Source organism: Variovorax sp. Soil_C_33, assembly GCF_057656935.1.
Window position 1 is genome coordinate 395,097 of sequence record NZ_JBDGJK010000001.1, and the last position, 21,423, is coordinate 416,519.

Consider the following 21,423-nt stretch of genomic DNA (forward strand, 5'->3'; position numbering starts at 1 on the left):
GTCTGTCTCTCCTCGTGGACCGGTTCAGGCAACCGACGGCGTCGGCACATAGTCGGACGTGTCGGTGGATGCGTAGTTGAAAGAGATCTCGCCCCAGGTGTCGAGCGCCGCCGCCAGCGGCGTGCACCACTTGGCCGCGTCGCGCAGGATCTGGGGCCCCTCGTTGGCGATGTCGCGGCCCTCGTTGCGCGCCAGCACCATGGCTTCCAGCGCCACGCGGTTGGCCGTGGCCCCGGCCTGGATGCCTTGCGGGTGCCCGATGGTGCCGCCGCCGAACTGCAGGACCACGTCGTCGCCGAACAGGTCCAGCAGCTGGTGCATCTGGCCGGCGTGGATGCCGCCCGAAGCGACCGGCATCACCTTGCGCAGCGCGCCCCAGTCCTGGTCGAAGTAGATGCCGCGCGGCAGGTCCACCTTGGTGTGCGTATCGCGGCAGACGTTGTAGTAGCCCTGCACCGTCATCGGGTCGCCCTCGAGCTTGCCGACCGCGGTGCCCGCGTGGATGTGGTCCACGCCCGCCATGCGCATCCACTTGGCGATCACGCGAAAGCTCACGCCGTGGTTCTTCTGCCGCGTGTAGGTGCCGTGGCCGGCGCGGTGCAGGTGCAGGATCATGTCGTTCTGGCGGCACCAGTTGCTCATCGACTGGATGGCCGTGTAGCCGATCACCAGGTCCACCATCACGATCACCGAGCCGAGCTCCTTGGCGAACTGCGCGCGGCGGTACATCTCTTCCATCGTGCCGGCGGTGACGTTCAGGTAGCTGCCCTTGACCTCGCCGGTGGCTGCGCTCGCCTTGTTCACCGCGTCCATCACGAACAGGAAGCGGTCGCGCCAGTGCATGAAGGGCTGCGAGTTGATGTTCTCGTCGTCCTTCATGAAGTCCAGGCCGCCGCGCAGGCCCTCGTACACCACCCGCCCGTAGTTGCGTCCGGACAGGCCCAGCTTCGGCTTGGTGGTCGCGCCCAAGAGCGGACGTCCGAACTTGTCGAGCCGCTCGCGCTCAACCACGATGCCGGTCGGCGGCCCGGCGAAGGTCTTGACGTAGGCCACCGGAAACTTCATGTCCTCCAGCCGCGCGGCCTTCAGCGGCTTGAAGCTGAAGACGTTGCCGATGATCGAGGCCGTCACGTTGGTGATCGAGCCTTCCTCGAACAGCGACAGGTCGTAGGCCACGTAGCAGAAGTACTGGCCCGGATTGTTCGGCACCGGCTCGACCTTGTAGGCCTTGGCGCGGTACATGTCGCAGGCGGTGAGCCGGTCGGTCCATACCACGGTCCAGGTCGCGGTGGACGATTCGCCGGCCACCGCCGCCGCGGCCTCGATGGCGTCCACGCCTTCCTGCGGCGTGATGCGGAACAGCGCCAGGATGTCGGTGTCCTTCGGCTGGTAGTCGCCGTCCCAGTAGCCCATCTGCGCGTACTTCAGCACACCGGCCGAATAGCGCTTCTTCGCATCGGTGATCTGCATCGCTTCGTTCATGTTGCCCATGGGGTTCGCCTCTCGAGATGAATGGATTCGTGTGGTCGGTGAGGAGAATGTAGGCCGCTCCAACGATTAGGAAAAATTAAATCTTTTGACATTGGTATTTCGTAAACCTAATATCAGTAGATGCCTCTTTCCAAGCACGCGAGCTTTCGCCAGCTCGCCACCTTCCACGCCGTGGCCCGGCTCGGCAGCGTCTCGCTGGCAGCCGACGAGATGCACCTCACGCAGCCCGCGGTATCGATCCAGATCGGCACGCTCGAGGAATCCGCCGGCACGCCGCTCCTGCAGCGCACCGGCCGCGGCATCCGGCTGACCGAGGCCGGCGAGCTGCTGGCCGGCTATGCGGGGCGCATCCTCGACCTGTGGCGCGAGGCCGGCGAGGAAATGGCCACGCTGCAGGGCGTCTTCTCCGGAACGCTGCGCGTCGGCGCCATCACCACGGCCGAGTACCTGCTGCCGCCCATCCTGGTGAACTTCGCCAAGGAGCATCCGAAGGTGAAGCTCAAGCTGCAGGTCGGCAACCGCGACGAAATCGTGCGCATGCTCGCGGGCCAGGAGATCGACGTCGCGATCATGGGCCGCCCGCCCGCCGAGCTGAAGACCGATTCGAGCGCCTTCGCCAAGCACCCGATGGCCTTTCTCGCTGCGCCCGGCCACCCGCTGATGTCGGCGCCAAAGCCCAGCCTCGCCCTCCTCTCGGACACGCGCATGCTGGTGCGCGAGCGCGGGTCGGGCACGCGCACCACGGTCGAGCGCTTCTTCAAGGACAACGGCCTGCCGCTGCGCATCGGCTCCGAGCTGTCGAGCAACGAGGCCATCAAGCAGATGTGCGCCGCGGGCTTCGGCATCGCCTTCCTGTCGATGCACACCTGCGTGCTCGAGATGAACGCCGGCCTGCTCGGCCTGCTGCCCGTGCCGGGCAATCCGATCGTGCGCGACTGGTACGTCATGCACCTTGCGTCGCGGCAGCTGCCGCAGGTCGCGCTGGCCTTCGAGGACTATCTGCGCACGCATGGCCAGGCGCAGATCCAGCAGCAGCTCGGCCCCTTGCCGGCGGTGCGCAAGCCGGCGCGCAAACGCAGCGCGCAGCGCGGCTGAGAACTAGGCGCCAAGCTGCATCCGCACCCCGACCCACAGCGCGCGCGGCGCGCCCGGGGCCACGAACTGCTCGTTGCGCCATGCATCCGGCGGCAACACCGCACCGCCGGCATCGAAGCCGTTGCGGCCGAGCTGGCCGGCGCTGGCATAGCGGCGGTCGAAGACATTCGCCACCTTGGCGAAGAGCTCGAAGCGCGGGCCCAGTTTCCAGCTCGTCGTGAGATCGAGCAGCGCATAGCCGCCGAGGCGGCCGCTGCCGTTGAAATCGACACCGTCGGGCGCGTGTGCGCCGTTCTCGTTGCCGCGCACCGACTGCCGCGAGTAGGCGCGGTACTGGGCGCCCAGCGTCCAGGCCGGCGTGACGCGCCAGTCGAAGTTGAACTTGAGCTGGTGGGCCGGGAGGCCGGGCAGCCGGTCGCCGCGCCGCACCGCGATCTCGCCTTCGCCGGTGCAGGCCGGGCTGGTTTCGGCGCTGCTGTTCGATTCCGATACCAGGCAGGCCGGCGAGTCGTACCTCGCCCGCAGGTAGCTGTACGACAAGGACCAGTCCAGCTGCTGTCCCTGCTGCCCGAGCCCGAGTTCCACGCCCTGACGCAGGGTGCGCCCGAAGTTCGTGAAGTAGCCGCGCGAGAGCCCGCTGCTGACGAACAGCAGGTCGTCCTTGTTCACCGTGCGGAACACCGAGGCGTTCCAGCGCAGGCCGGGCTCCAAGGTGCCTCGCAGGCCGGTCTCGAAAGTCTGCGACACCACCTGCTTGAGCGGAGGATCGGACTGCAGCGCATTCGGCAGCACGCAGGCGTTCGCCGGGTCGGAGCAGCCCAGCTCGATCGGGCTCGGCGCGCGGCTGCCCTGGCTCCAGCCGCCATAGGCCGTGAGCCGCGGCGTGGCCTGCCAGGTGAGGCCGGCGGCAGGATTGAACTTGCGGTAGCGGCCCTCGCCGTCGAGCTGCGTGGAAAGGCCGAGCAGCGCCCGGCCCTCGTCGCGGGTCGTGACACGGGTGTCGTTGTAGCGGCCCGAGAGGCTGAGCTGCAGGTCGGGCCTGAGCGCCACCAGGTCGTAAAAGTAGATGCTGGCCGTGCGGCTCTTGCCTGCCAGCAGCGCGTCGACCTCTGCTTCTTCCAGCGGGATCACCGCACGGGTCGCGTCGAGCAAGCCTTCGGCCTCGGTCTGCGCGAAGCGCGTGCGCGCCCGGTCGACGGAGGCGCCAAAGGTGAAGCGATGAATGCCCGCGCTGACCGTCGACTGCAGCGCCAGGCCTTCGCCATGCTGCCGGGTATTGCTGCGATTCTCCACGCCCGACTCCTCGACATCGGGCGGATCGAAGTCGTCGTTCAAGTCGCCATTGAGCGTCGAGTAGCGCGAGCGCCGCGTGTACGCCGTCATCGAGATCGTCTGCAGGTCGCTCAGCTGGTAGCTGGCATTGAGCGTCAGCATCGACATCCGGTTGTCGGTGCGGTCGGGCCGCGTGTAGACCTGCCTGCGGTTCTGCATGAGCATGGACTCGGGCAGCAGGCCGTTGCCCACCAGCCGGTTGTCGCCATGGGTGAAGCTCAGGTCCCAGGAAAGCTTGCCGCGCTCCTGCCCCACCTTGGCGAAGAGCTGGCGCACGCGCGAGGGCGAGTGCTCGCGCCAGCCGTCTTCGTTGAGACCGCCGAGCGCCAGGAACAGATGCCCGTCTTCGCCCAGCTTGCGGCCGTGCGTGAGCTCGGTGCTCACCCGGCCGAAGGAGTCGGCCTGCAGCTCGAGCTCGGTGCCGGGATGCGTGTCGCCGCGCTTGGTCTGCAGCGACAGCGCGCCGCCGAGCGTGTTGAGGCCGAACAGGGGGTTGGAGCCCGGCAGCAGCGTGATGCTGGAGATCGCCGCCTTGGGGATCAGGTCCCAGTTCACCACGTCGCCGAAGGGTTCGTTGATGCGCACGCCGTCCTGGTACACCGACAGGCCCTGCGGCGTGCCGAGCAAGGGGCTGGCGCTGAAGCCGCGGTAGTTCACGTCCAGCTGGTAGGGGTTGCCCTGGATCTCGTTGACGCTGACGCTCGGCAAGCGGGCGGCCATGAAGTCCGGCAGGTTCAGGCTCTGCGCGCGGCGCAGCTGCGCGTCGTCGGCGGTTTGCACGTTGGACGGGATCTGGTCCTTGGGCACCTCGATGCCGGGCACGGGCATGGTCCCGACCACCTCCACGGTCGGCATGGTGGCCGCCGGCGCCTGCGGCTGCGCTTGCATCGGGCAGGCCGCGACAGCGAGGGCCAGTCCGATCAGCGGGCGGGTCGTCGTCCTGTTCGAAAAGCTCAAGCGCAAGATTCCTTTCAGCTGCCGGTGCGGCCGAGGCCGAGTTTTTCCACCATGGCGCGCTCCTTCGCGAAGATCTCGCCGCAGGACTGCGCATAGGCCTGCGGCCCCAGGTAGTCGACCTCCTGGTCGTACTTCGCCAGCTCGTCCTTGAAGCGCTGGTCGAACATGGCCTTCTTGAAGGCATCGTGCAGCACGGTCACCACCCTGGACGGCAGGCCGCGCGCGCCCGCCAGGCCGAAGGGCGACTTGGCCACGATGTCGAAGCCGAGCTCGCGCAGCACCGGCACCTCGGGCCAGCGCTTCGAGCGCTCGGCGCCGAAGGTCGCCAGCAGCCGCAACGAGCCCGTATCCACCGCCGGGCCGAAGCCGGTGGAATTGACGCCGGCCATCACCTGGCCGCCGGCGATCGCGTTCAACTGCTCGGCCGTGCCCTTGTAAGGCACGTGGATGTAGCGCAGGCCGCGGGCGGTGAACAGCTCCTGGAGCACCATGTGCGGCGTGGTGCCGATGCCGTTGGTGGCGATGGTCAGCTCGCCGGGATGCGCGCGTGCGAATGCGAGCAGGTCGTCGAGCGAACGGACGGGACTGCCGGCCGCCACCAGCACGCCGAAGGTGACGCTGGAAACCTGGATGATCGGCGTCACGTCGCGGATCGGGTCCCACAGCACCTTCTGCGTGTGCGGCACGCGAAAAACCGTCTGCGGCATCTGGGCAATGGTGTAGCCGTCGGGCCGCGCCTGCTGCAGCACCGGCATGGCCAGCGTACCGCCCGCGCCGCCGCGGTTCTCGGTGAGCACCGGCTGGCCGAGCCAGACCGAGGCCAGCTCGGCGAGCAGCCGCAGCGAGACGTCGGTCGCGCCGCCGGCCGGCCACGGCACCCACAGCGTGACCGCGCGCGAAGGAAAGGGCTCGGTGGAAGCCATCGCGGCGCCCAGCGGCAGCGCGCCCAGCGGCAGCGCGCCCAGCGCCAGCGCGCCGGCCTGGCGAAGCCAGCGGCGCCGATCGAGGCGATCGTGCGGGCTCATGAACCCCCTCCCCGCTTGGTCAGCCCGCCGAAGCCGCGCTGCGGGTCGTAGCCCCAGCAGGCCAGGCCGAAGAAGACGACCAGGCAGCCGAGCACGACATAAGGCGCGAGACCCGGGTCCTTGCCGTAGAGCGCGAAGCGGATCCACTCCACCGCGTAGGTGAAGGGATTGAAGCGCGCCAGCTGGTACACCCATTCGGCGCCCGACTCCTGCAGCTTCCACAGCGGATAGAGCGCGGTCGACAGGAAGTACATCGGGAAGATGACGAAGTTCATCGTGCCGGCGAAGTTCTCCAGCTGCTTGATGTGCACCGACAGCAGCAGCCCGAGCGCGCCCAGCATGAGCGCGCCGGCCGCCAGCGCCGCGAGCGCGTGCAGGCCGGCGAGCGACAGCAGCGGCAGCTCGGTGCCGATCAGGGCGGCCACCGCCACGAAGGCGATCGCCTGCAGCACCGACAGTAGCGCGGTGGCGCACAGCTTGGAGAACAGCAGCCAGGGCCGCGGCAGCGGCGCGGTGAGCAGCAGGCGCATCAGGCCCATCTCGCGGTCGTAGACCATCGCGAGCGAGGACTGCATGCCGTTGAAGAGCAGCACCATGCCGACCAGCCCGGGCACGATGTAGACGTCGTACGGAACGTAGGTGTCGTAGGGCTCGACGATCGCGACGCCGAAGACGTTGCGAAAGCCGGCGGCGAACACGGCCAGCCACAGCAGCGGCCGCACCAGCGCCGACACCAGCCGCCCGGTCTGCTGCGAGAACTTGTACAGCTCGCGCAGCACGATGGCGCGCATCGCCTGCAAGGCGTGGCCCAGCCCGCGCCGTGCCATCGGCTCGACGCTCGCGCTCTCCGGGGTTTTCAGCGCGCGTTCGGACATAGCTTCTCCGGCGCATCCGCGCCCAGCGTGTCGAGCACGTTGCGCGGATGCAGCACGCCTTCGGCCGGCGCCTGCGAGATCACGCCCTGCCCGTCGGTGAGCAGCATGGGCTGGCGCAGCTGGCCGTCCCAGGCGCGGAAGCTCAGGCCGGTGCCCTTGGAGCCGTCCAGGGCACTCTTCGCCAAGGCCTGCGCCCAGGCCGCGTTCGGGCCTTTGGGCGCAGCGATCGCCGCCGCCGTCAGCGTCTTGCCGGCCATCCACGCGGCCCAGTCGTGCGCCGTCATCGGCCGCTTCGCGGCCTTGGCGAAACGCCGCGCGACCTGCGGCGCACCGTAGCGCTCGAACTGCGCGTGCCAGGCCAGCGCCACCAGGCCGCCGTCACCCACCACCGGGCGCGGCAGCACGGTGCGATAGGGCAGCGTGCGGGCAAACTCGCCGTCGCTGTCGACCACCCAGACGGCGTCGTAGCTGCTGCCCGCAGTCAGCAGCAGCGGGTTGGCCAGGTCGCGCTCGCGCGGGTCGGCCGAGACCTTGAACGGCTTGCTGCCCACGAGTTGCAGGCCATAGCGCTTGATCGACGCCTGCGTCGTGGCCGCACGCGAGGCATCCTGGGCGCTGCCGCCCACCAGCAGGAGCAGCTTGCTCCATTTGCGGGACACCAGCGTCTGGGCCAGCGCATCGCTGCGCATGCGCTCGCTCGGAATCAGGTGGAACAGACGGGCGCGGCAATCCTGCTGGCGCAAGCGGTCGGACGCGTCGCTCAGGTTCAGCACCGGCAGCTTCACCGCGTCGGCCACCGCCAGCGTCCATTCGGCAGGCAGGTCGGTCAAGAGCACCGCTGCGCCGTTCTTCTCGGCCGCCACGGCCGCCGCGCGCGCCGCATCGATCGAAGCGGCCGGCGCGCTGGCCAGCGCCACCTCCGCGCCTGCGGCCTCCAGCTCGAACCTGGCCTCGTCGACGGCCAGCTCCAGGCCCTCCCCGAGCGGGCCGCCCGGATGCCCGAGGTAGGCGCGGTCGATGCGCGAACGCTCCATGCGGGCATCGTCCGCCGGCGTGATCAGGGTGGCCTTGAGCACCGCCGCGGCCGCCGGTGCAGGCACGGCGAGAGTCGCCGCCAGCCACGCGAGCGAGAGTCGGGAAAGCGGTGTGCGCTTCCTCATTCCACGATCACGAGTCCATAGGGCACGCGTCCGACCGGCACGCTCTTGATCGCCTTGGCGCCGGCCACGTCGACCACCGTCACGTCGTCGCTCAGCCCGTTGACCACGTAGAGCCGCGCCTCCGCCTTGTCGAGCGTGACGTTCCAGGCCCGTTTGCCGACCAGCACCAGCGAGCCGACCTTGCGGCTGGCCACGTCGACGAAAGCGACGTGGTTCGCGCGCCCGAGCCCGACGAAAGCCCGCCGCCCGTCCTTCGTCATCTGGATCCCCACCGGCGTGATGTCCTCGGCGCGCGCGCCCTTGAGCTCGAACTTCACGGTGTCGATCACCTCGTTGGTGGCGGTCGAGACGATGCTGACGCTGGCGCCCAGCTCGTTGGTGATCCACAGCTCCTTGCCGTCGGGCGTGATCGCCATGCGCCGCGGCCGCTTGCCGACCCGGATGTTCTTGACGACCTTGCCGCTGGCGGTGTCGATCACATGCACCAGGCTCGCGACCTCCGAGGTGACGTACAGGGTCTTGCCGTCGGCACTCACCTTGACGCCTTCCGGCTCCGCGCCCACCTTCACGGCGCGCAGCTTCTTGCCGCTGGCCGCGTCGATGAAGCTGGCCTCGCCCGCGTCCTCGTTGGAGACATAGATGACCTTGCCGTCGGGGGACAGATCGAAGGCCTCGGGCTCGTCGCCCAGCGGGATGCGGCGCACCGACTTGCCGCTGGCAGGATCGATCAGGTCGGCCTCGTTCGAGTCGGTGCAGGCGACCATCAGCTGGCGCTCGGGCGTCAGCTGGAGATGGCGCGCGCGCTTGCAGGTGGGGATCGTGCCCCTCACAGCGAGCGTTGCCAGGTCGATCACCGTCAACGCGTTGTCTTTCTCGCTCGACACATAGGCGGCGCCCTGCGCCAGCACGGCCTGGCTCGCGGCTGCCAGCGCCAGCGCGCCGACGGCGGCGGCGCGAAGCCGCGTGCACAGGATCGGAAGGGAAGTTCTGGTCATGCATGTCTCCATCTCTTGTTTTTCGGGGTTCTCTCGTTTCAAGTAGTGCGCGCGATGAAGCCCTCCTCCAGCGTGTCGCCGCCGAGCAGCCGGCCCACCTGCGCCGGGGTGCCGTCCGCCAGCAGAGCCCCCTTGTGCAGCACAAGCACGCGGTCGGCCTGCTCAGCTTCGTCCACCCGGTGCGTCGCCCACAGCACGCACACTCCGCGTTCGCGCACGTCCGCGCGCAAGGCGGCCAGCAGGTCCTGGCGCGATTTCGGATCGAGCCCGACCGTGGCTTCGTCCATCAGCAGAACGGCCGGGCGATGCAGGCCCGCGCGCGCGAGCTCGACCTTGCGCCGGTTGCCGCCCGACAGCTCGCGCACCTTGCGGTCCAGATCGGCATCGATGTTCAAGCGCTCGCAGGCCGACGCGATGCGCTCCTGCGCCAGTCGCCGCGGCAGGCCATGCAGGTCGGCCTGGAACAGCAGGTTGCGCCGGATGCTGAGATCGAGATCGAGCGACATCTGCTGGAACACGACGCCGATGTGCCTGAGCGCCGCGGTCGCGGCATGCCGCAGCGAATGGCCGGCCACCTCGACCTCGCCTTCGTCGGCCGCGAACATGCCGGTCAGGACCTGGAACAGGGTCGACTTGCCGGCGCCGTTGGGCCCCAGCAGCGCCACGAACTGGCCGGCAGGCACGCGCAAGGACAGCGACTGCAGTGCCGTGCGCGTGCCATAGCGCTTGGTTAAGTCGATGGTTCGCAGCATGGAGGCCGAAGGGATGCGTCGAGCTGTCTCAATGTATGTGCCGTTTGCCAACGATCCGCAAATTCTGTGCCTCTGCCCGTCGCCGGGTTTCACTGGCATCCGTCCTACACGTTGGCCTGCGCAAGCGCCTGTGCAAACCCTCGGCGCTCGACATGCGTACTTTGCGCGAGACACTTTGCGTCAAATTTGGATGCGCACGCGGCGCGCCGAAGGCCTCGAACGCCCGGGATTTCCCTAGGTTCGATCGCCGTCTCGCAGCCCTCCAAGAACGGCATCTGCCGGAGAGACCGCGTCCCCTGCCGATCGAAGCGGCATCGGCGAGCTCGGCGACTGCGTGGCGCCATGGTGGGCATGGATGTTGCGGTCCGCAGCCTTCGCCAAACCGATCGAATAGATCCGAAGGCTGCTGCCAATTCGTGTTCGATACCCACTGTCAAATGTGAGGAGACATTTATGAAATTTTCCAGGCAGATCGTCGGCCGTCTCGTACGGCATGTCGGCGTCGCGATGCTGGCTCTTCCGGCCTTGGCGCTTGCCAATGCCGATGTAGAGAAGAACGTCGCCAACTCGAAGAACTGGGCGATGCAATCGGGCGACATGTTCAACCAGCGCTACAGCAAGTTGAACCAGATCACCAAGAGCAACGTCGGCAAGCTGCAGGTTGCATGGACCTTCTCCACCGGCGTGCTGCGCGGCCACGAGGGCTCGCCCCTGGTGGTCGACGGCACGATGTACCTGCATTCGCCGTTCCCGAACAAGGTGTTCGCGCTCGATGTGGATACACAGAAGATCCTGTGGAAGTACGAGCCGAAGCAGGATCAGTCGGTGATCGCGGTCATGTGCTGCGACACGGTGAACCGCGGCCTGGCCTATGCCGAGGGCAAGGTCTTCCTGCAGCAGGCCGACACCACCCTGGTCGCGCTCGACGCCAAGACCGGCAAGGTGGTGTGGTCGGTGAAGAACGGCGATCCGAAGGTCGGCGCCACCAACACCAATGCGCCCCATGTCTTCAAGGACAAGGTCATCACCGGCATCAGCGGCGGCGAGTTCGGCGTGCGCGGCTTCCTGGCGGCCTACAACATCAAGGACGGCAAGCTGGCCTGGAAGGGCTACAGCACCGGGCCGGACGAAGAGATGCTGATGGACCCGGCGAAGACCATGACCTGGACCGACGGCAAGCTTGCGCCGGTCGGCAAGGACTCTTCGCTGAAAACCTGGCAGGGCGACCAGTGGAAGATCGGCGGCGGCACCACCTGGGGCTGGTACAGCTACGACAAGGCCACCAACGCGGTGTACTACGGCACCGGGAATCCCTCCACCTGGAACCCCTCGCAGCGCCCCGGCGACAACAAGTGGTCCATGAGCATCTGGTCGCGCGACGTGGACACGGGCAAGGTCAACTGGGTCTACCAGATGACGCCGTTCGACGAATGGGACTTCGACGGCATCAATGAAATGATCCTGGCGGACATCAACGTCAAGGGCAAGCCGACCAAGGCGCTGGTGCACTTCGACCGCAACGGCTTCGGCTACACGCTGGACCGCGTGACGGGTGCGCTGCTGGTGGCCGAGAAATTCGACCCCAAGGTGAACTGGGCCACCCACGTCGACATGAAGACCGGCCGGCCGCAGGTGGTGGCCAAGTACTCGACCGCAAAGAACGGCGCCGATGTCAATACCAAGGGCATCTGCCCCGCGGCACTGGGCAGCAAGGACCAGCAACCGGCTTCCTACGATCCCAACACCAAGCTCTTCTACGTGCCGACGAACCACGTCTGCATGGACTACGAGCCGTTCAAGGTCGAGTACACGGCCGGCCAGCCCTACGTGGGCGCCACGCTCTCGATGTATCCCACGCCGGGCAGCCATGGCGGCATGGGCAACTACATCACCTGGGACGCCGGCACCGGCAAGATCGTGCAGAGCAAGGCCGAGAAGTTCTCGGTGTGGAGCGGCTCGCTGAACACCGCGGGCGGAATCTCCTGCTACGGCACGCTGGAGGGCTACCTCAAGTGCGTCGATGCCAAGGACATCACCAAGGAGCTCTTCAAGTTCAAGACCCCGTCCGGCATCATCGGCAACGTGTTCACCTATGAGAACAAGGGCAAGCAGTACATCGGCGTGCTCTCGGGCATCGGCGGCTGGGCCGGCATCGGCATGGCGGCAGGCATCGATCCGGAGAAGAGCACCGAAGGGCTCGGCGCTGTCGGCGGCTACAAGGAGCTGAGCCAGTACACCGAGCTCGGCGGGTCGCTGACCGTGTTCGCGCTGCCGAGCAAGTGAGCCGCAGGCCGCCGCGATGCGCGGGGCGCGGGCGGACCGGGAGAGCACTCATGAGAGGGCTCTCCCTCTTACATTCCCCAAAGATAAACGGAGACCCAGGAGCCATGAAATTTCGTTCGTCAACGTTGCTGCCTTCCCTTCTTCTGCTCGCGGGCGTGGCCTGCACCATGGCTGTCGCCGCGACAGACCCGGCGCCCTACAAGGTGACGGAGGGCTACAAGGTGGACCCGGAAACCATGAAGGGATTTCGCGCCTGGCGCTCCGCCGCCTGCGATCGCTGCCACGGCCCCAACCAGGAAGGCATGGTCGGCCCTTCTCTCATCAACAGCCTGAAGACGCTGAAGAAGGAAGAGTTCATCAAGATCGTGCGTGACGGAAAACTCGACAAGGGCATGCAGAGCTTCGGCAACAACCCTGCGGTGATGGACAACATCAACCAGCTCTACGCCTACCTCAAGGGCCGATCCGACGGCGCGATCACGCGCGCCCGAGTGGAAGAAATCAAATGACCGGCCGGCAGCCCGCCGGCAGGCCGCGGCCCTTCGGCGCCCGCCTGCGCGCGGGCGTCGTGGGCGCGGCATGCTGCTGCGCGTTGGTCCCCGCCATGGCCCAGGACACGCCCGCGCGCAAGGCGCTGCGCGTGTGCCAGGACCCGAACAACATGCCCTTCTCCAACACCAAGGGCGAGGGCATCGAGAACCGGATCGCCGAGCTGTTCGGCAAGGCGCTCGGGCTTCCGGTCACCTACTACTCGTTCCCGCAGCGGCTGGCCTTCTTCCGCAACACGCTGCGCTTCAAGCTGCCGGGACAGGACTATCCCTGCGACATCGTGATGAGCGTGCCCGTCGGGCTCGACGAGGTCTCGGTCACCAAGCCCTACTACCGCTCGACCTACGCGCTGGTCTTCCCGAAGGGCAAGGGAATGGACCACGTGGCCTCGGTCGAGGATTTCCTCAAGCTCGATCCGGCCAAGCTGAAGTCGCTGCGCATCGGCATCTACGACCGCTCGCCGGCCTCGCAATGGCTCAGCCGCCACGGCCTGCTCGAACAAGGCGTGCCCTACAAGCTCATGAGCGCCGACCCGGCGCAGTATCCGGGCGAGATCGTCGAGCGGGACCTAGCCGAGGGCAAGCTCGACGCCGTCGTCGTCTGGGGTCCGATTGCCGGATTCTTTGCTCGGCGGGTCAAGACGCCGGCCCTGGTCGTGGTGCCGCTGAAGTCCGAAAAAGGAATCCGGCTCGACTACCAGATGGCCATGGGCGTGCGCTACGGCGAACGCGAATGGAAGCAGCAGGTCGAGGGGCTGATCGAGTCCAAGGCGCCCGAGATCCAGGCGATCCTCAAGGAATACGGAGTCCCGCTGGTCGATGCATCGTTCGGGGCGCCAACCAACTGAGCTGACTTCAATGCGCTTCGCCATCGCCGCCTCGCTCTGCGTCCTGCTCGCCTCTGCCCCGGCCTCTCGAGCCGAGGGCGACAAGCCCGACTTCTCGGCCGCGGAGCGCCTGCTGTTCATGACGCCGCAGCTGCAGGCCCTGCAGCCGCCCACCCTGCTGCGCTACACCTTCAGCAGGACAGGCAGCCTGGAAGATGCTTTCGCCGACAGCGTTACCGTGGCCCTGAGCGCCAAGGCCGACGGCAGCTGCTGCGATGCCAAGGGCGCATTCCTGAGCGGCGCGCGCAAGCTGCAGGTGCCCGAGGTGCCGGCAGCCGAAGGCAACCCCGTCATCCTCTACTTCCTCGAGCACGACGTGCGCGAGATGAAGCGCCTCACGGGCGGCTCCGAGAATCATTTCCGCAAGCGCCTGCGCACGGCGATCTACCAGGGCGCCGAAGTGCGCGACGTGACGATGCGCTACCGGGGGCGCGCGGTGAAGGGCAAGGAGATCCTGTTCAGCCCCTTCCTGGACGACCCGAACCGGCCGAGGTATGAAAAGTTCGCGAAGAAGAGCTATCGCGTCCTGCTCTCGACCGCCGTGCCCGGAGGCATCTATGGCATCCGGACCCAGATCCAGGGCGAAGGCCTGGCCGCCAAACCCCTGCTCGTCGAGGAACTCCTCATCGACGGTGCCCAGGCGCCGGCGCGCTGACGCGCCGCCTCGAACGAACTTCCGAATGCCAATGAAGAACACGCTCCGCCTTCTGTGCTTCCTGGGCCTGCCCATGGCCGTGCACGCCGCCTTGCCCGCGAACGACTTCCCCACCGTGGACCGCGTGCTCTACGTGCAGGAGTGCATGGCCGCGCATCCCGGCGCCGGCACCTTCGAGATGATCAACAAGTGCTCGTGCGCGCTCGACGCGCTCGCCAAGGAGGTGAAGTACGCGGACTACGTGCAGCTGAGCACCGCCAGCAAGGCCACCACCATCGGCGGCGAACGCGGCGGCTACATCCGCGATTCGGAAAAGCTGCAGGCCGACATCAAGCGCTACCGCGCGCTCCAGGCCAAGGTGAAAAAGGGCTGCTTCATCGGCCCGGCCGACGGACGCTGAACGGCGCTCGAAAAGCGCACGACCATGACGGGCACCGCAACACCTGTGCGCCTCGGATGGATCGCCGCCTCGATGCTCTGCACCTCGGCCTGGGCCTCGCCCTTCGCCTACATCACCAACCAGGGAAGCCACGACGTGTCGGTGATCGATCTTGCGTCGCAGCAGGTGGTGGCCACGGTCGCGGTCGGCCGGTCGCCGGCTGGCGTGGTGGCGTCCGGCCGTGCCGGCCGCGCCTTCGTGTCCAACCCCGACAGCAAGACCATCTCGGTCATCGACATGCGCCAGCAGAAGGTCGTGACCACGCTCCCGGCCGGAGACGGCCCGGTGGGCCTCGACATCTCGGGCGACGGCCGGCAGCTGTACGTGGCCGACTGGTACGCCGGCCGGCTGCTGGTGTTCGACGCGCGCGGCAGCGGCGCCGCGCCGCCCCTGGCCTCGATACCGGTGGGCCGTGCGCCGGCCGGCGTGGCCGCGCACACCGACGGCGCCACCGTGTTCGTAGCCGAGCGCGACGACGACAGCGTGGCCGTGATCGACACCGCCACGCGGCGGGTGCTGGCGCGCGTGCGCGTCGGCAGCCACCCCTTCGCGCTGCTCCACGACGCGGCGCGCGCACGGCTCTACGCGCTCAACGTGCAAAGCGACGACGTCTCGGTGATCGACGTGCGCGACACGCGCTGGCCGGCCGTCATCGCGACCGTGAAGGTCGGCAAGGCCCCCTACGGCGCGGCGCTGGCGCAGGGCGGCGCGCTGCTGTACGTGACCAACCAGCGCGACGACAGCGTCAGCGTGGTCGATGCCGATTCGCTGCGGGTGCTGCGCACCCTCCCCGGCTTCGCCTATCCCGAGGGCATCGCCGCGCATGGCGGCCGCGTCTATGTCGTGAACTGGATGGACGACAACGTGCAGGTGCTGGAGGCCGAGAGCGGACGCAAGCTCCAGACCATCGCCACGGGCAAGAACAGCCGCGGCTTCGGCGCCTTCATCGGCGCGCCGGCTGATCCCTGAAGACTCCGCAGCCACCTCTTCTCAACCCATCACAGAAACACCATGCCGACATACGCTTCCCGCCGACGGGCCTTCCCTATGCTCGTTGCGTCCGCGTTTCTCGCCGCATCCGCCTCCAGCCTGGCCCATGGGCCGACGCGCCAGAAGGTGACGGAAAAAGTCGCCATCGAGGCGCCGGCCGATGCCGTCTGGGCCGCGATCAAGAACTTCAATGCGCTGAAGGACTGGCATCCGGCGGTGGCGGAAAGTCCGGCCGACAAGGGCAACGCCGTAGGCTCGGTGAGAAGCCTCAAGCTCAAGGACGGCGGCATGCTCGTCGAGACGCTCGAAAGCTACGACGACGCGCAGAAGAAGTACAGCTACCGCGCCAAGGACGGCGGCGCGCTGCCGGTGACGAACTACACCTCCACGCTCTCGGTCGTCGCCGACGGCGGCAAGTCGGTGGTCGAGTGGCGCGGCGCCTTCTATCGCGGCTTTCCGAACAACAACCCGCCGCCGGAGCAGAACGACGAGGCTGCGCTGAAGGCCGTCACCGGCGTCTACCGCGGCGGGCTCGGCAATCTGAAGAAGCTGATCGAGTCGAAGTAGCGGGCGCCTCCGAAGGACACCATGGCCTCCCAGGAACAACTCGAAGACTGGCGCCAGCTCGCGCTGCGCGTCGAAGCCGAGGTCGCGAAGGCGGTGATCGGGCAGACGCAGACGATCCGGCTCATCAACGTCGCGCTGTTCGCGCGCGGCCACGTGCTGCTCGAAGGCGATGTCGGCGTCGGCAAGACCACGGTGCTGCGCGCCTTCTCGCGCGCCATCGGCGGCGATTTCGAGCGCGTCGAGGGCACGGTCGACCTGATGCCGGGCGACCTGGTCTATCACACCTACGTCGATGCCCAGGGGCGGCCGCGCATCGATCCGGGGCCTCTGCTGCGCCACGGCGAGCGCCTGGTCACCTTCTTCTTCAACGAGATCAACCGGGCCCGGCCGCAGGTGCAGTCGCTGCTGCTGCGCGCCATGGCCGAGCGCACCGTCTCTGCCTTCGACCGCGAGTACAGCTTCCCGCACATGACGGTGTTCGCCGATCGCAACAAGGTCGAGCGGGAGGAAACCTTCGAGCTGGCGTCGGCGGCGCGCGACCGCTTCATGTTCGAGCTGAACATGCCCAAGCCCGCCGACCGCGCCATCCGCCAGTCGCTGGTGTTCGACACCGCCTTCCACGACACCGAAGGCCTGATCGACAAGGTGGCGTCCGCCATCCTGCCGTGGGACCGGCTCAACGCCATCGGCGCGCAGGTGCAGCGCACGGTGCGCGCCAGCCAGACCATCGAGCGCTATGTGCTCGACCTTTGGGAAGCCAGCGAAACGCCGCAGAAATTCGGCATCCGGCTCGACGGCGTCGACATGGACCGCCTGATCCTCGCCGGCGCCAGCCCGCGCGGCATGAGCGCGCTGCTGCGTGCGGCGCGCACCGTGGCCTGGCTGGAGGGGCGCACGCACCTGGAGCCGGCCGACCTGGCAGCGGTGCTGCCCTCGGTGCTCGGGCACCGCATCTTCTTCACGCCGGTCTACGAGCTGCGCCGGGCCGAGCTGTCGGAGGCGCTGGTGGCACAGATCATGGACAAGATCGCCGCCCCCTGAAACACCGAGCCAGCAGCGATGGAGCGCATCGACGAATTCCACTACCAGTTGCCGCGCCGCTTCGGCGGCTGGCGCCCGGGTGCGCAGCGCGGCCTGAGCCAGGGCAGCGGGCAGGAGTTTGCCGCGCACCGGCGCCTCTTCGACCATGCCGATCCGCGTCGCATCGACCTGCGCGCCAGCGTCCGCGAAGGCCGCGGCGACTGGCTGGTGCGCATCCACCGGCTGCGCGTGGCCATCCCCGTGCATCTGGTGGTGGACGTCTCGGCCTCGATGCATTTCGGCGCCGCGAGGCGCAAGCTCGACGTCGTGGCCGATCTCGCCGAGGCCTTGGGCTACAGCGCATTCCGCAGCGGCGACTCGGTGGGCCTGCTGGCATTCGACCGGCGCGAGCGCGAGGATCTGTTCGTGCCCGCACGCCACAGCCGCGGCAACGGCAGCCTGATGGCGCGCATGCTGCGCGACTGCCGTGCGGCGCCGGGCACGGTGCCGCACGGCAGCGCGCTCGACGGCCTGCGGCGCACGACCGAACGCCTGGTCGGCCGCGGCGGCCTGGTGTTTCTCGCCTCCGATTTCCACTGGCCGGTCGCTGCCCTCGGCGAGCTGCTCGATCAGCTGGCGCCGGCCTGCGTCGTCCCGGTGGTGGTCTGGGACCCGGCCGAAACCGAGCCGCCGCGCGAGCGCGCGCTGGTCGCGCTCAGCGATGCCGAAACCGGCGTGCGACGCAGCCTGTGGATGCGCGAATCGCTGCGCACGCGATGGCGCGAGGCGGTCGCCACACGTCGCGCCGAACTCGGGGCCTTGTTCGACGCGCACGGCATGCCGCCCTTCCATCTGCACGGCCGCTTCGACGCCGAAGCCCTTACCCGCTATTTCATGGAGACGGCGGCATGAAAGCCGTCCGGGCCATGGCGATGGCGCTGGCGCTCGGCGCCAGTACCAGCCTTGTGATGAGTGCCGAACCGGTCGCCGCCACCGTCGAGCAGCCGCGCAGCTTCGGCCGTGTGCTGGGCGATGTGCTGACGCAGCGCGTGCTGCTCGAGCATGCGGGCCGGCCCCTCCAGCCCGGCGCCCTGCCGGCCGCGGCGCGGGTCGACATCTGGCTGGAGCGCAGGACAGCGCGGATCGAAACCGATGCGCGGGGTCGGCGCTGGCTCGCCATCGACTACCAGCTCGTCAACGCGCCGCGCGCGCTGCGTGCCATCGCGCTGCCGGCCCTGAGCATCGCCACCGCCTCGGACGGCCCGACGCTCGCGCTGCCCGCATGGCCGGTCAGCATCGCGCCGCTGACGCCGCCGGACGTGTTCGGCCAGGGCGATCTGCAGCCGCTGCGCCCGGATCGCCCGGTGGCCGCGCTTCCGACCGATGCCATCGAACGGCAACTGAGCCTGTCGCTCGCCGCCCTTCTGGGTGTGCTGCTGGCCTGGCTCGCCTGGTGGGCCTGGCGCAACGCGCGCGAAGCGCGGCGCCTTCCGTTCGCGCAGGCCTGGCGCGAACTCCAGCGCATCGGCGACCCGGCGAGCGCGCAGGCCTGGCGCATCGTGCATCGCGCGCTGAACGCGAGTGCCGGGCACGTGGTGCACGGCGCCAGCCTGCCGCGGCTGCTGGCCGAGGCGCCCTATCTGCGCCCGCTCCAGGCGCGGCTCGAAGACTTCTACCGCGAATCCACGAGGCGCTTCTTCGCCAGCAGCGCCGGGCCGGCAGAGACCGATCCCCCCTACCCGCTCAAGCCGTTGTGCCGGGCGCTGCGCGACGCGGAGAAGCGGCACAGGCACTGATGCGCTTCGACTTCGCCCAGCCCTGGCTGCTCCTCTTGCTGCCGCTCGCGCTGCTGCCGCTCTTGCGCAGGCGCAGCGATACGCTGGCGTTCCCGTACCTGGCCTGGCTGCCGGCCGACCGCGTCGGCCGCGTCGTCGGTTTCCTCTGGCGCGGCTTCGCGGTCGCAGCCATGGCGCTTGCCGTGCTCGGGCTCGCAGGGCCCGGGCAGTCGGGCGCGCAGGTACAACGCACCGGGCGAGGCGCCGAGGTGCTGATCCTGATGGACCGCAGCAGCAGCATGGATGCCACGGTTCACACCAACGGCCTGCAAACGGCGGGCCGCATGTCGCAGGAGCCCAAGGCCAAGGTGGTGCGCGACCTGCTGAGCGACTTCGTCGCCAAGCGGCCCGACAACCGCTTCGCCTTCATGACCTTCAGCACGGTGCCGATCGCCGTCGTGCCCTTCACGCAGAAGACGGACACGGTGCAGGCCGCGCTCGCCGCCAGCGCGATCGGCCGCGGCCTGCCCGAAACCCGCATGGGCGTCGCGCTGCTGGCTGCCATCGAGGAATTCGAGCACCGCAGCTATTCGGGAAGCCGCGTGATCCTGATCGTCTCGGACGGCGGCGCCCAGCTCGACGAAGCCACGCGCCAGCGCATCCGGGCAGCGCTCGCGCGCGAGAAGATCGGCCTGTACTGGATCTACGTGCGCAGCGGCCCGAACTCGCCCAACCTCAACACCGAGACGGCAAGCGCCTACGGCCTCGGCGAGGAACTGGCGCTGCATGAGTTCTTCAAGACCTTGAGCACGCCCTATCGGCTGTACCAGGTGGACGACTCCAACGCGATGGCCGCCGCGATGGCCGAGATCGACCGGCAGCAGAATTTTCCCCTGACCCTCTACGAGCGGGTGCCGCGGCGCGACCATGGCGGTGCCTTCTATCTGGCCGCGATGCTGTGCTGCGCCGGCCTGCTCGCCTGCCGCGCGCTGCAGCTGCAAGGCTGGCCATGAAGCGACGCACCGTTCACCTGGTCTTCGGCGTGCTGAGCCTGTGCTGCGCAGGCGCAGCGCTGGAGCGCGGCTTGCGCCTGCGCCAGACGACCGGCCTCAATGCCGAGATCGCCCGCATCGCGGCCGCGCCGGTGAGCAGGGATGCCGCGGCCCTGCCTCTGCGCGCTGCACGCGAGCTGCAGCTGGCGCAGGCGCTGGCCCTCTCGAAGGCCGGCAATCACGAAGCCGCGCTCAAAGGCTACGCAGGCCTGATCCAGAACGGCGAACGCGATGCCGTCGCGCAGCAGGCGCTGTTCAATCTGGCCAACATGTACCTGCGGCAAGGCCTGGCACAGGAGGCCGGCGCCGTGCCGCTGTTCGAGCTGGGCAAGCAGCGCTTGCGCGACCTGCTGCGCGTGGCGCCGCAGGACTGGGATGCGCGCTACAACCTGGAGCGCGCGCTGCGCCTCGCGCCGGAAGAGCAGGAGGCTTTCTCCGCCGAGCAGCAGCAGTCGGTCGAGCAGCGCCGGGTCCGGATCCCGGGGTTCGTCGCCGGAGACCTGCCGTGAACGCCGCCTGGCGGCGCATCGGCAGCAGCGGCAGCTGGCCGCTGTTGGCGGCCTTGCTGTTGCTCGCACTGGCGGTCTGGCCGCCGCGCGTGCAGCTGCAGCGCCCGGTGTTCGAGTGGCAGGTCAGCTTCGACATCACGCAGAGCATGAACGTCGAGGACGTGGAGCTGAACCACGCCGCGGCCAGCCGCCTGACGCTGGCGCGCGCCGCCATGCGCGACGTGCTGGCGGCCTTGCCTTGCGGCTCCAAGGTGGGCTGGAGCGTGTTCGCCGACTACCGCTCGCTGGTGATCCTTGCGCCGATCGAGGTCTGCAGCCACTACGAAGAGCTGCTCGCCTCGCTCGAACGCATCGATGCCCGCATGCGCTGGGCCAACGCCAGCAACGTCGGCAAGGGCGTGACCTGGGCCGTGCGCGGCGCCAGGAGCATCGGCCCCCACACCAGCTTCGTCTTCATCAGCGACGGGCAGGAGGCGCCGCCGCTGCGGGCCAACGACACGCTGCCGATGGTCGACATCACGCCCGGCGAGGTGAAGGGCTGGCTGGTCGGCGTCGGCGGCGATGTGCCGGTGCCGATTCCGAAGACCGGCAGCAGCGGCCGGCCGGCCGGCTACTGGCAGCCGCAAGACGTGGTGCAAGGCTCCGCCATCGGCGGCACGCAGAACCACGAGCATCTGTCCGAGTTGCGCGAGGACCATCTGCGATCGCTGGCCAAGCTGGTCGGCGTGAACTACCTGCGCCTCGACACGCCGAACGCGCTGAAGGCCGCCATGCTGGACCGCCGCTTTGCGCAATACCAGGCGGCAGACACCGACCTGCGCTGGATCCCGGCGCTGCTCGCCCTGCTGCTGCTGGCCTGGCGCTTCGCGCCGGATCTCGGGCTGCTGCATGGCTGGCGGCCGATGGGGCTGCGCGTGCGCCAAGGCCACGCCGTACAGAGTCCCGCTGGACCTCTCTAACGCAGTTGCTGTCCCTGCGGTGGGCATACTTGCTGCCCTCCATTCCCGTCGTTCCCA

Annotated in this window: 21 protein-coding genes; 14 read left to right on the forward strand and 7 right to left on the reverse strand. The window is 68.5% G+C overall.

Features of this window, described 5'->3' with window-relative positions:
• Positions 1-24: 24 nt before the first annotated feature.
• Positions 25-1,482: a form I ribulose bisphosphate carboxylase large subunit gene (locus tag AC3A6B_RS02015; RefSeq protein WP_487835239.1), complete on the reverse strand. Its 1,458-nt coding sequence runs from the start codon at positions 1,480-1,482 to the stop codon at positions 25-27.
• A gap of 129 nt (positions 1,483-1,611) precedes the next feature.
• On the opposite strand from AC3A6B_RS02015, the gene AC3A6B_RS02020 reads away from it, so the two are divergent.
• A complete protein-coding gene (locus tag AC3A6B_RS02020) occupies positions 1,612-2,586 on the forward strand; it encodes a LysR family transcriptional regulator (RefSeq protein ID WP_487835071.1) in 975 nt (324 codons plus the stop codon).
• A gap of 3 nt (positions 2,587-2,589) precedes the next feature.
• Here the strand turns inward: AC3A6B_RS02020 and AC3A6B_RS02025 are convergent, their stop codons facing one another.
• Genes AC3A6B_RS02025 through AC3A6B_RS02050 form a run of 6 tightly spaced genes read right to left on the reverse strand, consistent with a single transcriptional unit; the run spans position 2,590 to position 9,682 of the window.
• Positions 2,590-4,875 (reverse strand): TonB-dependent receptor, encoded by a 2,286-nt coding sequence (locus AC3A6B_RS02025; RefSeq protein ID WP_487835072.1) that lies wholly within the window; start codon positions 4,873-4,875, stop codon positions 2,590-2,592.
• 14 nt (positions 4,876-4,889) lie between these two features.
• Positions 4,890-5,900 (reverse strand): tripartite tricarboxylate transporter substrate binding protein, encoded by a 1,011-nt coding sequence (locus AC3A6B_RS02030; protein ID WP_487835073.1) that lies wholly within the window; start codon positions 5,898-5,900, stop codon positions 4,890-4,892.
• Positions 5,897-6,775 (reverse strand): ABC transporter permease, encoded by an 879-nt coding sequence (locus AC3A6B_RS02035; protein WP_487835074.1) that lies wholly within the window; start codon positions 6,773-6,775, stop codon positions 5,897-5,899. Before AC3A6B_RS02035 ends, AC3A6B_RS02030 begins: the two co-directional genes overlap by 4 nt.
• Positions 6,757-7,935, reverse strand: a complete 1,179-nt coding sequence (locus AC3A6B_RS02040; protein WP_487835075.1) for a type 1 periplasmic-binding domain-containing protein — start codon at positions 7,933-7,935, stop codon at positions 6,757-6,759. Before AC3A6B_RS02040 ends, AC3A6B_RS02035 begins: the two co-directional genes overlap by 19 nt.
• Positions 7,932-8,930: a PQQ-dependent catabolism-associated beta-propeller protein gene (locus tag AC3A6B_RS02045; protein WP_487835076.1), complete on the reverse strand. Its 999-nt coding sequence runs from the start codon at positions 8,928-8,930 to the stop codon at positions 7,932-7,934. Before AC3A6B_RS02045 ends, AC3A6B_RS02040 begins: the two co-directional genes overlap by 4 nt.
• Before the next feature lie 38 nt (positions 8,931-8,968).
• On the reverse strand, positions 8,969-9,682 hold the full coding sequence (locus tag AC3A6B_RS02050; protein WP_126837775.1) for an ABC transporter ATP-binding protein: 714 nt from the start codon (positions 9,680-9,682) through the stop codon (positions 8,969-8,971).
• Between the two features lie 507 nt (positions 9,683-10,189).
• Here AC3A6B_RS02050 and AC3A6B_RS02055 point away from each other — a divergent pair.
• The 13 genes from AC3A6B_RS02055 (at position 10,190) to AC3A6B_RS02115 (ending at position 21,366) form a co-directional block, all read left to right on the forward strand.
• Entirely contained in the window at positions 10,190-11,965 is a 1,776-nt protein-coding gene (locus AC3A6B_RS02055) for a methanol/ethanol family PQQ-dependent dehydrogenase (RefSeq protein WP_487835240.1), read from the forward strand.
• Positions 11,966-12,069: 104 nt separating this feature from the next.
• A complete protein-coding gene (locus AC3A6B_RS02060) occupies positions 12,070-12,474 on the forward strand; it encodes a c-type cytochrome (protein WP_126837773.1) in 405 nt (134 codons plus the stop codon).
• A complete protein-coding gene (locus AC3A6B_RS02065) occupies positions 12,471-13,361 on the forward strand; it encodes a substrate-binding domain-containing protein (protein ID WP_487835077.1) in 891 nt (296 codons plus the stop codon). The genes AC3A6B_RS02060 and AC3A6B_RS02065 overlap by 4 nt, the downstream gene beginning before the upstream one ends.
• Positions 13,362-13,371: 10 nt before the next feature.
• Positions 13,372-14,055 (forward strand): hypothetical protein, encoded by a 684-nt coding sequence (locus AC3A6B_RS02070; RefSeq protein ID WP_487835078.1) that lies wholly within the window; start codon positions 13,372-13,374, stop codon positions 14,053-14,055.
• Between the two features lie 31 nt (positions 14,056-14,086).
• Complete coding sequence (locus AC3A6B_RS02075) at positions 14,087-14,455, forward strand: hypothetical protein (protein WP_487835079.1); 369 nt, start codon at positions 14,087-14,089, stop codon at positions 14,453-14,455.
• Positions 14,456-14,479: 24 nt separating this feature from the next.
• Positions 14,480-15,463, forward strand: a complete 984-nt coding sequence (locus AC3A6B_RS02080; protein ID WP_487835080.1) for a YVTN family beta-propeller repeat protein — start codon at positions 14,480-14,482, stop codon at positions 15,461-15,463.
• Positions 15,464-15,541: 78 nt separating this feature from the next.
• A complete protein-coding gene (locus AC3A6B_RS02085; RefSeq protein WP_487835081.1) occupies positions 15,542-16,051 on the forward strand; it encodes an SRPBCC family protein in 510 nt (169 codons plus the stop codon).
• Between the two features lie 21 nt (positions 16,052-16,072).
• Entirely contained in the window at positions 16,073-17,092 is a 1,020-nt protein-coding gene (locus AC3A6B_RS02090) for an AAA family ATPase (protein WP_487835082.1), read from the forward strand.
• An 18-nt stretch (positions 17,093-17,110) separates the two neighbouring features.
• A complete protein-coding gene (locus AC3A6B_RS02095; protein ID WP_487835083.1) occupies positions 17,111-17,983 on the forward strand; it encodes a DUF58 domain-containing protein in 873 nt (290 codons plus the stop codon).
• A gap of 14 nt (positions 17,984-17,997) precedes the next feature.
• Entirely contained in the window at positions 17,998-18,867 is an 870-nt protein-coding gene (locus AC3A6B_RS02100) for a calcium incorporation protein MxaA (protein WP_487835241.1), read from the forward strand.
• Entirely contained in the window at positions 18,867-19,859 is a 993-nt protein-coding gene (locus AC3A6B_RS02105; protein ID WP_487835084.1) for a vWA domain-containing protein, read from the forward strand. Before AC3A6B_RS02100 ends, AC3A6B_RS02105 begins: the two co-directional genes overlap by 1 nt.
• A complete protein-coding gene (locus AC3A6B_RS02110) occupies positions 19,856-20,407 on the forward strand; it encodes an MxaK protein (RefSeq protein ID WP_487835085.1) in 552 nt (183 codons plus the stop codon). Before AC3A6B_RS02105 ends, AC3A6B_RS02110 begins: the two co-directional genes overlap by 4 nt.
• Positions 20,404-21,366, forward strand: coding sequence for a vWA domain-containing protein (locus AC3A6B_RS02115; RefSeq protein ID WP_487835086.1), 963 nt, complete (start codon positions 20,404-20,406; stop codon positions 21,364-21,366). Before AC3A6B_RS02110 ends, AC3A6B_RS02115 begins: the two co-directional genes overlap by 4 nt.
• The last annotated feature ends 57 nt before the right edge of the window (positions 21,367-21,423 follow it).